This is a genomic window from Pseudodesulfovibrio sp. zrk46 (genome assembly GCF_012516435.1).
In the GTDB taxonomy this organism is placed as follows: domain Bacteria; phylum Desulfobacterota; class Desulfovibrionia; order Desulfovibrionales; family Desulfovibrionaceae; genus Pseudodesulfovibrio.
The window spans coordinates 198,038-214,329 of sequence record NZ_CP051216.1; the positions used below are offsets into that span (position 1 = coordinate 198,038).

9 protein-coding genes are annotated in these 16,292 nt (G+C 55.2%); 1 reads left to right on the plus strand and 8 read right to left on the minus strand.

The features are described 5' to 3' along the window. Positions 1-45: 45 nt before the first annotated feature. The 8 genes from pta to HFN16_RS00940 form a co-directional block, all read right to left on the minus strand. Positions 46-2,157, minus strand: a complete 2,112-nt coding sequence (pta, locus tag HFN16_RS00905) for a phosphate acetyltransferase (RefSeq protein WP_168888908.1) — start codon at positions 2,155-2,157, stop codon at positions 46-48. Between the two features lie 29 nt (positions 2,158-2,186). Continuing rightward, positions 2,187-3,464 (minus strand): (Fe-S)-binding protein, encoded by a 1,278-nt coding sequence (locus HFN16_RS00910; protein WP_168888909.1) that lies wholly within the window; start codon positions 3,462-3,464, stop codon positions 2,187-2,189. Positions 3,465-3,478: 14 nt separating this feature from the next. Then, positions 3,479-4,867 carry an FAD-linked oxidase C-terminal domain-containing protein gene (locus HFN16_RS00915; RefSeq protein WP_168888910.1) on the minus strand — a complete coding sequence of 463 codons (1,389 nt, stop codon included), beginning with the start codon at positions 4,865-4,867 and terminating at the stop codon, positions 3,479-3,481. Positions 4,868-5,024: 157 nt separating this feature from the next. Next, on the minus strand, positions 5,025-6,734 hold the full coding sequence (locus HFN16_RS00920; RefSeq protein WP_168888911.1) for an L-lactate permease: 1,710 nt from the start codon (positions 6,732-6,734) through the stop codon (positions 5,025-5,027). A 128-nt stretch (positions 6,735-6,862) separates the two neighbouring features. Further along, positions 6,863-10,375, minus strand: coding sequence for a pyruvate:ferredoxin (flavodoxin) oxidoreductase (gene nifJ, locus HFN16_RS00925; protein WP_168888912.1), 3,513 nt, complete (start codon positions 10,373-10,375; stop codon positions 6,863-6,865). A 519-nt stretch (positions 10,376-10,894) separates the two neighbouring features. Then, a complete protein-coding gene (locus tag HFN16_RS00930; protein ID WP_168888913.1) occupies positions 10,895-11,167 on the minus strand; it encodes an HU family DNA-binding protein in 273 nt (90 codons plus the stop codon). 287 nt (positions 11,168-11,454) lie between these two features. After that, positions 11,455-12,900, minus strand: a complete 1,446-nt coding sequence (locus tag HFN16_RS00935) for a sigma-54 dependent transcriptional regulator (RefSeq protein WP_168888914.1) — start codon at positions 12,898-12,900, stop codon at positions 11,455-11,457. Positions 12,901-12,912: 12 nt separating this feature from the next. Beyond that, positions 12,913-15,555: an ABC transporter substrate binding protein gene (locus HFN16_RS00940; RefSeq protein ID WP_168888915.1), complete on the minus strand. Its 2,643-nt coding sequence runs from the start codon at positions 15,553-15,555 to the stop codon at positions 12,913-12,915. A gap of 209 nt (positions 15,556-15,764) precedes the next feature. Here HFN16_RS00940 and HFN16_RS00945 point away from each other — a divergent pair, with 209 nt between their 5' ends. Next, entirely contained in the window at positions 15,765-16,205 is a 441-nt protein-coding gene (locus HFN16_RS00945) for a glycine zipper domain-containing protein (protein ID WP_168888916.1), read from the plus strand. Positions 16,206-16,292 lie beyond the last annotated feature (87 nt).

Consider the following 16,292-nt stretch of genomic DNA (forward strand, 5'->3'; position numbering starts at 1 on the left):
AGACGGGCCGGGTGAGGGAGGTTGCGCCCTCACCCGACCTGTCATTTATTTCTTTTCTGCCTGGGCCTGAATAGCCGTGATGGCAACAGTGTTCACGATGTCGGGAACGAGACAACCGCGGGACAGATCGTTGACCGGCTTGTTCAACCCCTGGAGAACAGGACCGATGGCGACAGCATTGGCTGCACGCTGGACGGCCTTGTAGGTGTTGTTACCGGTGTTCAGATCCGGGAAGATGAAGACCGTCGCCTTACCTGCCACGTCAGATTCGGGCATTTTAAGGGCGGCAACATCCGGGTCCACGGCAGCATCGTACTGAAGCGGTCCTTCGATGGGGAAGTCCAGACCACGTTCTTTAACGAGTTCCTTAGCGATCTTGGTCGCTTCGGTTACCTTTTGTACGTCCTCACCCTTACCGGAAGAACCGGTGGAGTAGCTGAGCATGGCCACACGGGGCTCAACGCCGAAGATCTGTGCGGTCTCGGCGGCACCGATGGCGATTTCTGCCAGCTGCTGCGCATTGGGGTTGGGGTTGACGGCGCAGTCACCGTAAACCAGGACGCGGTCCTTCAGGCACATGAGGAAGACAGACGAGACGATGGAACATCCCGGCTTGGTCTTCACGAACTCAAAGGCGGGACGAATGGTCTGGGCGGTGGTAGTCACCGAACCGGAAACCATGCCGTCTGCATAGCCTTTGTATACCATCATGGTACCGAAGTAGGTCGTATCAGACATACGATCCCAGGCCATTTCGGCGATCATGCCTTTGTGCTTACGCAGCTCGAGGTATTCCTCGGCAAACTGATCGAGCAGTTCAGACTCGCTCGGATCAATGATTTCCGCTCCTGAGATGTCCACTCCGAACTTGGAGGCGTTGTTGCGGATTTCCTCTTCTCGGCCGAGCAGGATAATCTCTGCCACGCCACGTCTGAGCAATATGTCAGCGGCGCGGAGGATTCGTTCGCCAGTACCTTCTGGCAGAACAATTCGCTGCTTGTCGCGGGAGGCCTTATCAAAGAGGGAGTACTCGAACATCTTCGGGGTGACGCGGGTGGAGCGCTGCTCGACCACGCGATCGCGGAGTTCCTGAACGTTTACGTGCTGGGCAAAGCCACCAAGAGCCGTAGCGATACGCTGGTGATCATTGGCTTCGATACGACCGTAAAGGCGGTTGAGTTCCTGCACGTTATGGTAGGTGTGACCCTTGACGGAGAGAACCGGAACCGGAACGCCGGTCCAACCCTCGATCAGCTTGTGGACGTTGTTGGAAACGTCCAGGCCACCAGTCAACACGATGCCTGCGATGTCCGGGTAGGAGCTGGACAGGCGAGTGGCGAGGCTGGACAGAATGATGTCCGAACGGTCGCCGGGAGTGATGATCAGGCTGCCGGGCTTGATGTAGTCGAGGAAGTTGCCGATCTGCATGGCGGCGACAACGTAGTTGTCCACCAGAGCCTGCAGGCCGGAGTGACCGTAGAGCACGTCGGCGTCGAGCCAACGCTTCACGTCCGCAATGGACGGCTTGCCCAGTTTTTCGTCCTCGGGGATCACGTATATGGGCAGGGCCTGGCCTTCATTCTTGCACTCGATGCCGCTGACCATATCCTGAGTCATGCCTTCGGGTGCGCGGTTGACCAGACAGGCCACGAAATCAACGCCCTTTTCTGCCAGGGTGTCCAGAGTGGTCTGAGTGATGTTGACCACCTCTTCAGGGGTCTTGTCACGACCGGAGGTCACCACGAGCATGGGTGCGCCGATGTTGGCGGCGATGTCGGCATTCAGGTCGAACTCGAATGCCGGATCCTTGCCCTTGAAGTCGGTACCTTCACAGAGAACGAAATCGTACTCCTGCTCCAGCACCTTGTATTTGTTCAGGATGTTCTCAAGGACGAGGTCCTGCTGACCGGAATTGATCAACTCACGGGCTTCCTTGAGAGTGTAAGCGTAGGTGTCGCGATAGGGGATGGACAGTTTGAAATGCTCAGTCATGAGAGCAATGTCGTGGTCCTTGTTCCCTTCGCCCGGATCATTAATGATGGGCCGGAAAATGGCGACATTATGCAGTTCTCTGAGGAGCATCTGCATGACACCAAGGATCACGGCAGATTTGCCGCTACGTTCTTCCGTCGCGCTCACATACAGGTTTTTGGACATGATCTTTCCTTGTTCCTAATCCGTTTTGATTACAGGGAATCAGCGTACAGTTCGACGACGTGCTTCACGTCCATACGAGCGCCCTTCTGGGACAGCATGTCAGTCATCTGGATCATGCAGGCCGGACAGCTGGTAGCTGCCGTGTTGGCCTTGGATGCCATGATGTTCTCAGCCTTACGGCTACCGATCTTACGGGACATGTCGTAGTGGGCAAGAGTGAAGCTACCGCCGCAACCGCAGCAGGTTCCGGCTTCCGCCATTTCCTTCAATTCACAGCCAGCAGCCTTGATGATGGTGCGGGGCTGTGCAGTAACGCCCAGGGAATTCTTCAGGTGGCAGGGATCGTGATAGGTCACGCTACGGCCGCCGTTATCCTTGGGCTCAATCTTCAAGACATCAACCAGGAACTGAGTGATATCCATGGTTTTCTTTTCAAGACGTTCGATGTCGTACTTGTTGACATGGGACCCCTTATACATGGTGGTCCACAGTTCCTTGATGGTAGAAGTACAAGAAGCACAAGGGGTGATCAGGTAATCAAAATCGCCGTCTTTGAAAAGCTTCATGTTGATATCCACGAGGGAATCGAACGTTTCGGAGTCGCCGCTGGACAGAACAGGGATACCACAGCAGGCCTGGCCCTTGGGCATGTATACGCCCACGCCATGGTGCTGCAGCACCTTCAGGGCAGCTTCGCCGACCTGAGGGAAGATCTTGTCAACAGCGCAGCCAACGTAGAAGGCCACACGCAGACCGGACTTGCCAGCCGGGGTGTCCATCTCGGGCACGATCTTGTTAAAGGGCTTGGGAGCCAGAGCCTTGAAGTGACGGTCCTCGATACCGGGCACGTTGATGCGTGCGCAGGAGGAACCGAGCAGGCTGTCCACCTTCTTGGTGAAGATGCCCTGGAACTTGGAACCCATGTTGGTCAGCATGTTGAAGAGCTTGGGGTTCTTCAGCATGCCGCGGAAGATAGCCTGCTTGACGGGCGGCAGACCGTAGTAACCGGTCATGATGGCGCGCGCCTTCAGGAAGATGTCCATAACGGACACACCGGACGGGCAGTTTGCCTGACAGGTACCGCAGAGCAGACACTTGTTCAGCTTTTCGTTGACGCCGTCGGGGTCGTTGATCATCTCGTGAGCAAGACCGTCCAGCAGAGCGAGCTTACCGCGAGTAACGTCAGCTTCGCGACCGGTGCGGGCGAAGATAGGACACACAGCCTGGCACATACCGCAGCGCATGCAGTTTACCAACTGATCGTCCAACTCCTTGAACATCTGTGCGAGTTTATTAATATCAACCATGATGTTCCCCTACCCTATTTCTTGAAGCCGATGATCTTGCCGGGGTTCAGAATGCCCTTGGGATCAAGAACGGACTTCATGCGGTGTGCGTATTCGATGGTGGCGCGAGAAGTTTCGATTTCCATGTACTTGGACTTGGCCAGGCCGATGCCGTGCTCGCCGGACAGGGTGCCGCCCATGGAGAGAGCCTTGTCGAAGATCATGTCGATGCCCTTCTCAACGCGTTCCCACTCATGCTTGTCACGCTTGTCGGTGAGGATGGTGGGGTGCAGGTTACCATCACCAGCGTGACCGAAGGTACCGATGGTGAGGTCGAGCTTCTTGGAAATGTCTTCCAGAGCCTGAATCATGTTGGGGATCTGAGAACGGGGAACGGTAGCGTCTTCCAGCACACAGGTGGGCTTCAGCTTGGCCAGTGCGGGCAGAGCGTCGCGGCGGGCCTGCCAGACAGCGTCGCGCTCGGCAGCGTCCTTGGCAACCTTCAGCTCGGTGGCGCCGTTTTCCTTACAGATCTTTTCAACCAGTTCAGCTTCGTCAGCAACCTGTGCGGGGTGACCGTCAACCTCGATCAGCAGCAGAGCTGCAGCGTCGGTGGGCAGGCCAGCCTTACGGAAGTTTTCAACGGTGCGGATGGTGAAGTTATCCATCATTTCCAGGGTAGCCGGGACGACCTTGTTGGCGATGATCGCAGCAACGGTCTCGGAAGCGGCTTTCATGGAGGGGAAGATGGCCATCATGGACTTGGCAGCCTGTGCCGGGGGAACGAGCTTGAGGATACACTTGTCAAAGACACCCAGGGTACCTTCGGAAGCGACCATCAGGCCAGCCAGGTTGTAACCGGTAACGCACTTAACGGTGCGGGAGCCGGACTTGACCAGTTCGCCGTTAACGTCCCAGAAGTCGATGCCCATGACGTAGTCTTTGGTCACACCGTACTTCAGGCCGCGCAGGCCACCGGCGTTCTCAGCGATGTTACCACCGATGGTGGAAACAGTCTGGGAGCCCGGATCCGGGGGATAGAAGAGGCCGCGCTTGGCAACTTCAGCAGCGAACTGAGCGGTGACAACACCGGGTTCAACCACGGCGTACATGTCTTCCTCGTTGATCTCGAGGATGCGGTTCAGGCCGTTGGTCAGGACGACACAACCGCCGGGGTGGGGAATGGTTCCACCAGAAAGATTGGTACCTGCGCCGCGTACGGTAAGGGGAATACCGTTGTCGTTGCAGAGCTTGACAGCCTTGCCCAGAGCCTCGCTGTTCTCAGGACGAACAACCATGGCGGGCATAACGGAATCGAGAACTGCGGCGTCATAAGAGTAAGAGTGACGGTCGGTCTCGCTGGTCATAACGTTCTCGGCGCCTACGGCTGCCTCGAATTCCTTGATGATGGCATCTTTGCTCATTTTTAGCTCCTTAAAAATGAATATCTTGTGCCGGGGATGCTTCCGGCTTGTGGAGGGTTTTCCATTTGGGAGCATGGTTAAACTACCATGCTCACCGATTATTACAATTAGAGAAAGAGGCGAACCCGCCGGTCCGCCTCTTTCTTTATTGGGTTGATTAGAAGAGGCCCGGCAGGAACACGAAGCTCATGAGCGAGGCCACGACGCCGACTACGAGACCGTACAGCAGGAAAGGCCATACGGTACGCTTCAGGATGGCACCTTCCATACCGGAGAGGCCAACAACTGCGCAGACAGCAACGATGTTGTGGATGCAGATCATGTTACCCATGGCACCACCAACAGCCTGTGCTGCGACAATGATCTGACGCGGCAGATCCAGGGTGGAGGCTACGCCCCACTGGAACTCAGCGAACAGAAGGTCGGAGACGGTGTTGGAACCGGTGATGAAGGAACCGAGGCCACCAACGAAGGAGGCGAACATGGGCCATGCGTTACCGGTGATGGATGCAACAGCTTCGGCCATGGCCAGAGGCATGGAGGGGTAGCTGTTGGGGTTCAGGGCTGCGTCAGCGATACCGGAACCACGGAAGATGGACACCAGAGCGACAGCTGCGAACAGAGCGATGGTGGGATTCTTCATGGTAACGATAGCCTGGGACCATGCGGTCTTGACCTTTTCGCCGGGCATGCCGTGGATGAGCACGGTCAGCAGAGCGACGAGGACGAACGGGATGGTACCGGGCAGGTACAGGTACTTGATGGAAGCGTTGACAGAGTCAAAGCCGAGGATGCTGGAGAACTTGATAGCCTGGGAAGCGAGCATGCCCTTCAGGCCGAGTTCGGGGATACGGGTAACAACGAGGATAGCACCGATCAGGATGTAGGGCAGCCATGCCTTGAACTGAGACATGTGCGGCTTGAACTCGGTGGAACCACCGGAGACGGAACCGGTCCACTCGGGATCCCACTTGGAGGAATCACCGAAGTCCCAGGGAGTGCTGGGCATGCAGAAGCCGGCCTTGGCGCCAGCGATGATGATACCGAGGCCAACAAGACCACCGATCAGGGACGGGAACTCGGGACCAACGTTCCAAGCGAAGAACAGGTAAGGTACGGTGAAAGCAACAGCTGCGAAGATGCAGAACTTCCAAGCGGCCAGACCGGGCTTCCAGGAGCGCTCGGGGCCGAAGAAACGGGTGATGAAACCAAGCATGAACACGGGCAGGATGAAGATCATTGCCAGGTGCATGACGGTGGCCCACTGACCGATGATGGCATTGAAGTCGCCCATGTTGGCGAAGTTGATGCCAGCAGCGTTGGAAGCAACAGCAGCTTCAACGGGATCCTTCAGGAACTTCAGGCCGAGTACGACGGGGGTACCGACAGCACCGAAGGTAACCGGGAAGGAGTTGAAGACGAGACAGATGATTGCTGCTGCCAGCGGCGGGAAGCCGAGGGAAAGAAGCAGCGGAGCTGCCAGAGCTGCGGGAGTACCGAAGCCGGCGGCGCCTTCGAGGAATGCTGCGAACATGTAACCGATGATGATTGCCTGGATGCGGCGGTCAGCGGTGATGTTCTGCATGCCGTACTGAATGGTTTCCATACCACCAGACTGCTGCAGCGTGCGAAGAATCAAGATTGCACCGAAAACAATGATCAGAATACCGATCGCGGTGACGAAGCCCTGAAGAGTCAGAGCAGCAACGTATTTGGCCGGGAGACCCCAGACCAGGATTGCGCCGGCAACGGCGGTCAGCCATGCGACAGGCATAGCTTTAGTAGCAGGCCAGCGCATGCCGACCATGAGAACTGTGGCTACCAAGATCGGCAGCAGTGCAACGAGAGCGAGCACTTCAATGGACATTACATAAACCTCCAATAATGTGAGACCTCAACCTCACCTGTTTTGAACAATGCGCGGGGCGGACAAGGCCCAAGGGCCTCCGCAAAGTCCGCCCCGCGCTAACATCTAACGTTTATCTAATCCGGCGCTTATTCAGGCTTGCTGAAATCGGCGTCGGCCAGATGGCTGTAGATCGCATAGCGATCGTTGTAGTCCTTCTCGATCTGCTCACGGAATGCCTTGGACAGTTCCGGGTGGAAGCGTTCGAGCATGGCGTAACGGTTTTCGCCGGACAGGAACTCCTGCAAGGAGCCGTCGGGAGCCTTGGACTCCAGCTGGAAGGGATTCTTGCCTTCCTCGGCGAGCTGCGGGTTGTAACGGTACAGCGGCCAGTAACCGGAATCGACGGCCAGCTTCTGCTCGAGCTGGGTCTTGCCCATGCCCTTCTTGATGCCCTGGTTGATGCAGGGAGCGTAGCAGATGATGAGGGACGGACCGGGGTAAGCTTCGGCTTCCTTGAAGGCCTTCATGGTCTGCTGCTTGTCAGCGCCCATGGCGATGGAAGCAACGTAGACGTAGCCGTAGGTCATTGCGATACGACCGAGGTCCTTCTTGCCGGTGCCCTTACCAGCAGCGGCGAACTTGGCGATGGAGCCAAGCGGAGTAGCCTTGGAGGACTGACCACCGGTGTTGGAGTACACTTCGGTATCCATGACCAGGATGTTCACGTCCTTGCCGGAAGCGATGACGTGGTCCAGACCACCGAAACCGATGTCGTAGGCCCAGCCGTCACCACCGAAGATCCAGACGGACTTCTTGGTGAACAGGTCTTCGTCAGCGGCGATAGCCTTGAGGGCTTCGTCGGTGGTACCGGCGAGAGCAGCCTTCAGGGTCTTGCCAGCTTCAGCGGAAGCCTCGGCGTTGTCCTTGGATTCGAGCCAGCCTTCGATGGCGGACTTCACGTCGCCGGAAGCGGACTCGAGAGCAGCTTCACACTTGGCAACCAGGGTTGCGCGACGCTTGTTGACGCCCATCTCGATACCGAAACCGAACTCGGCAGCGTCCTCGAACAGGGAGTTACCCCAGGCAGGACCGTGACCTTCAGCGTTGGTGCAGTAAGGAGTGGACGGAGCGGATGCACCCCAGATGGAGGAACAACCGGTGGCGTTGGCAACGATCATGCGTTCGCCGAACATCTGGGTCAGAGCCTTGACGTACGGGGTTTCGCCACAACCGGAGCATGCGCCGGAGAATTCCATCAGGGACTGACGGAACTGAGAACCCTTGACGGTATCTCGCTTGAAAGCGTCCTTGAAGGAAACGGTCTCTGCGAAGTCCCAGTTGGGCACCTGCTCGTCGAGCTGGGTGGCGATGGGCTTCATGACCAGAGCTTTTTCCTTGGAAGGACAGATGTCTGCACAGTTACCGCAACCCAGGCAATCCTGAGCAGCGACCTGCATGCGGTAAGCCATGCCCTTCACGTCCTTGCCCTTGGCTTCGAGGGTCTCGAAGGAAGCAGGAGCGGAACCCATCTCTTCTTCGGTTGCGAGAACCGGACGCAGAGCGGAGTGCGGGCAAACGAATGCACACTGGTTACACTGGATGCAGTTGTCCTTGACCCACTCAGGCACCAGGATGGCGACGCCGCGCTTCTCGTGCTTGGAGGTGGACAGGGGCATGGTGCCGTCCTTGGAGAAGGCGGAGACCGGCAGATCGTCACCCTTCTGGGCGAGAACCGGACGCATGACCTTCTGGACGTATTCGGGAGCGTCGTCGGAAGCGGCGGCGTCGTCAGCGAGATCTGCCCATGCAGCGGGAACTTCGATCTCAACCAGAGCGTCGGTAGCTTTGTCGACAGCAGCGTTGTTCATTTCAACGATCTTCGGACCCTTCTTACCGTAGGCCTTCTCGATGCCGTCCTTCAGCAGAGCAACTGCCTGCTCGAACGGGATAACGTCGGCCAGTTTGAAGAAAGCGGTCTGCATGACCATGTTGATGCGGCCACCAAGACCAACTTCAGCAGCGATCTTAACAGCATCGACAGTGTAGAACTTGAGGTTCTTCTGAGCGATGGTGCGGCGCATGGCTGCGGGCAGCTGGGCGTCCATTTCTTCAGCGGTCCAGGAGGTGTTCAGTACGAAGGTACCGCCTTCCTTAACGCCGTCGAGGACATCGTACAGGTTGACGTAGCTGGGGTTGTGGCAAGCCACGTAGTCAGCGTCGGTCACCAGGTAGGTGGACTGGATGGGCTTCTCACCGAAGCGCAGGTGGGAAATGGTGATACCACCGGACTTCTTGGAGTCGTAGGAGAAGTAACCCTGAGCGTACAGATCGGTGTTGTCACCAATGATCTTGATCGCCTGCTTGTTAGCGCCGACGGTACCGTCAGCGCCGAGGCCCCAGAACTTGCACTGTACAGTGCCTTCCGGGGTTGTATCCAGGGCCTCGGCCGTGACAAGGGAGGCGTTGGTGACATCGTCTTCGATACCCACGGTGAAGCGGGTACGGGGGCTAGACTCTGCCAGATTATCGAAAATTGCTTTAACCATGGCCGGGGTGAACTCCTTGGAGCCCAGGCCGTAGCGACCGCCAACAACTTCGGGACCTTCGCCTGCTTCCTTGAATACGGTGCAGATGTCGAGGTACAGCGGATCGCCCAGGGAACCGGGTTCCTTGGTGCGGTCGAGTACTGCGAGCTTCTGACAGGATGCGGGCAGGACGGACATGAAGTGCTTTGCGGAGAAGGGACGGTACAGGCGGACCTTGATGAGACCGACTTTTTCGCCCTTGGCAACAAGGTGGTTAACCACTTCTTCGATGGCTTCACAACCGGAGCCCATGGCGATGACAACGCGCTCGGCGTCTTCAGCACCAACGTAGTCGAAGGGCTTGTAGTTGCGGCCAGTGATGGCGGAAACCTTGTTCATGTATTCTTCAACGATAGCCGGGATGGCATCGTATTCGGCGTTGGTAGCTTCGCGACCCTGGAAGTAGATATCCGGGTTCTGAGCGGTACCGCGGACGTCCGGGTGCTCGGGGTTCATGGAGCGGGCGCGGAATTCAGCAACCTTTTCCATGTTGAGCAGCGGCTTCATGTCGTCGTAGTCGATGACTTCGATCTTCTGAATCTCGTGAGAGGTACGGAAGCCGTCGAAGAAGGACAGGAACGGCACGGAGGCTTCAACGGTGGAGAGGTGAGCCACCAGAGAAAGGTCCATTACTTCCTGAACGGAAGCAGCGGCCAGCATGGCGAAACCGGTCTGGCGGCAAGCCATGACGTCCTGGTGGTCGCCGAAGATGGACAGTGCGTGTGCTGCAATGGCGCGAGCGGAAACATGGAAGACGCTGGGGAGAAGCTCACCGGCGATCTTGTACATGTTGGGGATCATGAGGAGCAGGCCCTGAGAGGCGGTGAAGGTGGTGGTCAGAGCACCACCGGCCAGGGAGCCGTGGACGGCACCGGCTGCACCGGCTTCGGACTGGAGCTGACGGACTTCGACGGTTTCGCCGAAAATGTTCTTGCGGCCCTGTGCGGCCCACTCGTCAGCAATTTCGCCCATGGTGGACGAAGGAGTGATGGGGTAGATGGCGGCGGTTTCGCTCATGGCATAAGCAACCCAAGCGGCTGCTGTGTTGCCATCCATCGTTTTCATCTTAGACATGTTGATGGTTCTCCTGTTGAGGCTTTTGGTTTCCGTTGTTTCAAGCGTCCGCGTCTGCTTACCTGCGGACTCATGTCGAAATATGGTTCCCCCTTCTCAATATTCGTGCCAACAACGCTAAAACAACACTTTCCTCATAAAACCAGCTTGTTACGAAATATCAGAGCATTTCGTAACCATGTAACAGGAACGTTCCAGTCCGAAAAAAAGGACAGCTGCAAGAAGACCAGATTGTGCAGAATTGCACGAGCGCCCCCACGATGTGGGTGTTTCCGCCACAAAACCGTTACAGGACTAAAAAAACCGGCTAAGTCTGAAATTTCAGACAATCTCATATTGCGGAATATATGGGGAGGCTGGAATTATAATCCGGAAAAAATATGACTCTTTTTCCGCTCTTCTGAAAAGAAACCCTGATTGTAAGGTTCAGCACCCTATCTGCTATACCAGACGACCAAACAGAGAAGGCCCCCCGCTGCTGTGCAGCGGGGGGCCTTTATCTACTGATGACGTCAGTCGTTATTTGACAGCGTCTTTCAGCACCTTACCGGGCTTGAACTGGGCAACCTTGGTAGCCGGGATCTTGATCTCAGCGCCAGTGCGGGGGTTGCGGCCAGTGCGAGCCTTGCGTTCGGAAACGCTGAAGGTACCGAAGCCGGTCAGGGTCAGCTTGTTGCCAGCGGCCAGCTCATCCTTGATGATATCGAGGATAGCATTCATGCATGCTTCGGCCTGGGCCTTGGAGGTGCCGTTCTTGTCAGCAATCTTGGCAACGAGTTCTGCTTTGGTCATCTGTCACTCCTAATAAGTTTTATGAAATTGGTTTCAAACAATTTGAACGCGAAAGTATTTTCTCCCCTTACACTCTAGACGAATTGAGGGGAAGTCAAAAATCGCGTTCTGTAACAAAAAACCGCATTTTTTTGCCCTGCGGAAGGGGCGAAACGGGCACTTGGCGACTTTTGCGCCCGAAATATGTCAAGCCAACCCATGTGAAATCTCGGCCAATCGGCCGGGAACCCAAGCCACCATTACATATATAATAGCTTGGACTGCTAAAAACAGAGGGGTGAAACACCCTACATGGACAGGTCGTATTTCTTCAACAGAGAGTAAAAATGAGACCGAGACAATTTGGATGCTTCCAAAATCTTTGGCAGCTCTCCTCCGCACTGACGGATAAGCTCGCCCAGATAGACCTTCTCGGCAATCCCCTTAAATTCTCTAAGAGATGGCAATTCTTGGTCAAAAATATCTTCAAAAATCTCTTGTCCGATTTTTCGGACTCCGGAAGTTTCCACTGCATCTGCATCGGTTTCATCCAGTACTTCAGAGCCAGTCATCTTCTTGATTTGCGACTTGGCGACCTGAATACGCAGCGTGCGCGGCAGGTGCATGGCATACAAGGTCTTCTCATCACCGGCAGAGATCACGGCCCGCTCAAGAATATTGAAGAGTTCCCGGACGTTGCCGGGCCATTCATAACTCTCGAGAGCAGCAAAAAAGTCCGACCCGAAGGTCTTCTTGGCCATGCCATACTGATCGCACAACCGCTTGACCTGAAACTCGGCCAATGGGCGAATATCTACAGGCCGCTTGGAAAGGGGCGGCAACAGGATTCGCATGGTTTTGATACGGAACAGCAGATCGGAGCGGAACTCGCCATTCTCAACCATCTCGTCCAGATCACGGTTGGTAGCCGCGATGAGACGGAAGTTACTGGTCTGCTCACGAGTATCGCCAACAGGCCGGAAAGTCCGCTCCTGCAGTACGCGCAGGAAAGCTTTCTGAATGGACAGAGGCATTTCGCCTACTTCATCAAGGAACAAGGTTCCGCCGTCCGCGACCTTGATAAGGCCGATACGATCGGACTGCGCGCCAGTGAAGGCGCCCTTTCTATGACCGAAAAGTGTCGATTCCACAAGGCTTTCTGTAAGGCCAGCGCAATCTACCACTACAAACTGCCCGCTCTTACGCTTCGAGTTGGAGTGGATAGTGGATGCGAACAACTCTTTACCAGTACCGGTCTGCCCATTTATGAGCACGTTGGTGTCGGAACGAGCGGCCTCGGCCATGAGCTTGAAACTTGCTTGAATTGAGGGACTTGTGCCCACAACATTGGCCAAATCAAGAGGTTGTTCCCCTGCCTTGCCCACCTTCTCTTCACGATATTTGAGGGCGCGGCCCAAGGTCAGGGAAATCTCACGCACACTGGATGGTTTGAGGAGGTAATCCCATACACCACCCTTAATGGCGAGTTCCGCACCATCAGGATCGCCCTTACCCGTGAGGATAATGACCTCTGGCGGCATGGAAAGCCCCATAATCTCGGGAAGGATGTCGAGCCCATTGCCATCAGGCAAACGAACGTCCAAAAAAACAACATCATAGCTGTTTACACGGATCTTCTGCAGCCCCTCATCCAGTGAGTGCGCCGCGTCGCATTGGTGGGTCAACCTGGTAATCAGGCTTTCCATAGTCTCGCAGATCTCAAAATCATCATCTATGATGAGTACTTGTGCCAATTTTCTCCCCTTTTATCCTTCTTTGTCCAGCAGCAACACATTGCCAATGGCCGCAGACAGGTCGTCCTTATCGTAGGGCTTGATAATCACTTGCCGGATGTTGGGCAAGTGCGCGGCAGCCATAGCCGCATCCTCGCGCCCCGAGACCAGAATCACCGGCATGTTCGGCGTGAACTCCTTGATAGCTTCCGCGAGCTGAGTTCCGCTCATGCCGGGCATGTCGTAGTCAGTAATCACCAGATCGTAAAGGTGCGACATACCTCGCACGCGAGCCAGCGCTTCTTCCGGAGCACGTATAGCCGTAACCGCAAAGCCCATGGTTTCCAACAGGCGCGGTGTAGTATGCAATTGATCTTCGTCGTCTTCCACAAACAGAATATGGGCACCGCCATGGATCATGACCTTACCCAGCGCCCTGCCACCTGCCATGCTGCTCTCTGTCTTTGGCAGGTAGATTTCAAACACAGTCCCACCGCCGGGACGCATGAATACGCGCAAGGCTCCCTTATGACTTCGCACGATGCCGTGCACAACAGCAAGGCCCAATCCTGTGCCTTCGGTCTTGTCCTTTGTGGAGAAGAACGGATCAAAAATTTTATCAACAATTTCAATTGGTATGCCAGGACCGTTATCCTCAACAGTCAAACGGATATATTCACCTGTCGGGATCGCGAGCAGGTCGGCTTCTTCCTTCTCCAGCTTCGCATTCTCCACCCGAACCTCAATGGTACCGCCAGCGGGACGCAGAGCCTGGAACGAGTTGGTGCAGAGGTTCATGGCTACCTGGTGCAACTGGGTTGGGTCCGCATGCACGTAGTCCAACCGAGGGCCGATGAAAGTCTTCACCTCAATATTGCCGGGCAATGAGGCTTCCAAAAGACTGAGGGCTTCAGAAATAACCGCACCAACATCTGTAGGACGGAAGCCTTCGGTCGAAGGACGGCTGAACGCAAGAATCTGCTTAACCACACGACCACCACGACGGGCAGCCTTGAGTACACGTTGCAGGTCCTTGCTGGTTACAGTATCCGGGTCCAGATCACCTACAGCCAACTCGGTCGAGTTGATGATAGATGTCAGAATGTTATTGAAATCATGAGCAATACCACCAGCCAACGTGCCGATGGCCTCCATCTTCTGCGACTGCAGAAGCTGCTTCTCAAGATTGTATTCCTTGGTGATATTTTCAGCCGTGCTCAGGACACCGACGATCTGGCCAGCCTGATCTCGAATCGGTACCTTATTGATAACCAGCCAAGCTCTGGTGCCAGAGGCATCTGACAATTTACGGCGAACCTTATAAAATTCCCGGCCATTACGAAGGACTTCTCCATCGGCTGCCATGGCCCACCGCACGTGGGCCTGATCACGGATTACGCCACTGGCCCCGCGGTTCACCACCTCATCGCCGTCCTTGAATCCAAAGAACTCGGCAAAGGCCTGGTTAGTACCCAAGTACCTGCCGTGCTTGTCTTTCCATGACACCAAGTGTGGCACGGTATCCATGAGGATTTCCTGAAATGCGAGCTGATCCTTAACCTTACGCTCGATCTTGCGACGCTCAATCATGGTGATGATGAGGAAGACCATAACGATGTTGAGCAGCACGAAGCTGATCATGATGGTCCAGAACAATTCCTTGGGCAACTCATAGAACGGGCTGGGAGCATTGATTATGCGGCTTCCTTCCGGCAGCTTTTCCTCATCAATCCCCAGTCTCCACAACACGTTATAGTCGAATGAGAAACGACCAGTAGGTGTCTGCAAAACCGGAATATCATCAACGCTCTCACCAGACAGGATCCGCAGCACCATGGACGCGGCTTCCTGACCATGACGGAAGCCGGAGACCATCCAGCCACCGACTGCTCCGTTACCCAAAAGGAATTCCCAGGAGGTGTAGATAGGGACTTCCGCGTGTTTGTAGATTTCTGTCATCACCTCTTCCGCGGTGTAGAAGCGATCGCCCACGGTCTGGTAGTATGGGATGAAGAAAAGAAATGTATTTTCGGGCAGTTTCCTAACACGATCAAGGACATCAGTCAGGGAGTTTGCAGTCCAGTATTCAACGCTCAAACGGTCACGATACGAGGGGACGACCGCCTCAACCTGTCTGCGAATGGTCACGCCCGCTGATGACTCATCACCAACAACGATCATGCGTTTCATATCCGGGTTCAGTTTCAGCGCCACATCCAAGGTCAACGCCGGATCAAAGTTTTCGCCCACACCGGTGACGTCCCCCTGAAAAAGACTCACTGCATCAAGATCGTTGACGCCGCAGAAGACCAGCGGCACACCCGGAAATAATTCCTGGCGGTGCTTCGTCATGAAATCGTAAGCATCGTTATCAGTGGTCACGATTACGTCGAAGCGCTCACTGTCATACTTTTCCCGATACAAACGAACCAGCATTTCCGTAATATCTTCGCGCTGATAGCGTTTTGAGTCCATATATTCGATCTGAAGATCGATCTTGTAATCACTCACGTCGAGAACGGACTTCAAGCCTTGCACTTCGGAGTCGGTCCACTTGTATCCCTGATGGTACGAGTTGATGAGCAGGACGTGTCTGCGTTCCTTTTCCGCCTTCGCCATTTGAGGCATCAGGCACAGGACAGCTAGGATGAGGAGTATATATCGTACTATTCGCATGGGTTCCTTGTGTTCAAAAGCAGTATCTCTGTGGAGTTTACACGCTTTTCTGCATATGCAAAAGATGCGCCGCAATACGTTTTTGATTGTATTATTCTTTTTACTCTCAAAACATTTTTTTATTGGGAATCCACATTCCTATTCTGTACAATAAATATGTTCATGCGCTATTATTACTCTTCCACGAATATCAACAAGGCAGGTAAACAATGAAAAAACTCACCGCAATCGCCCTTCTTTGCTTTTTCCTGGTGGCTGGTTTCGGCTGTGCAGCCAATAAAGCCCAGCAGGGTGCAACCGTAGGCGGCCTTGCCGGTGCCACAATCGGCGCACTCACCTTCAAGGATAAACTGCTCGGTGCAGCCGTTGGCGCTGGCGTCGGTGTCCTCATGGGTTACATTGTTGGTAACGAATGGGATAAGTCCGACGAAAAGAAGCTCCAGCACGCCATGGAGAACAACAAGTCTGGTCAGGCATCTTCCTGGACCAACCCGGACACTGGCGAGTCCTACTCTGCCACCCCGAGCCATCCCTACATGGCTGAAAACAAGGTCTACCGCGACGTGGTCATCAAGGACGAAAAGGACGGTCAATCTGTCATGGCCAAGGCCTGGCGCGACGACAAGGGCGTCTGGCACCTGAAGCAATAGCCCCGACAGACATTACATCACCGATTAAAGACGGCATCTTTGTGCATTCCCATGCGCAAAGATGCCGTCTTTTGTCATGCCAATCTT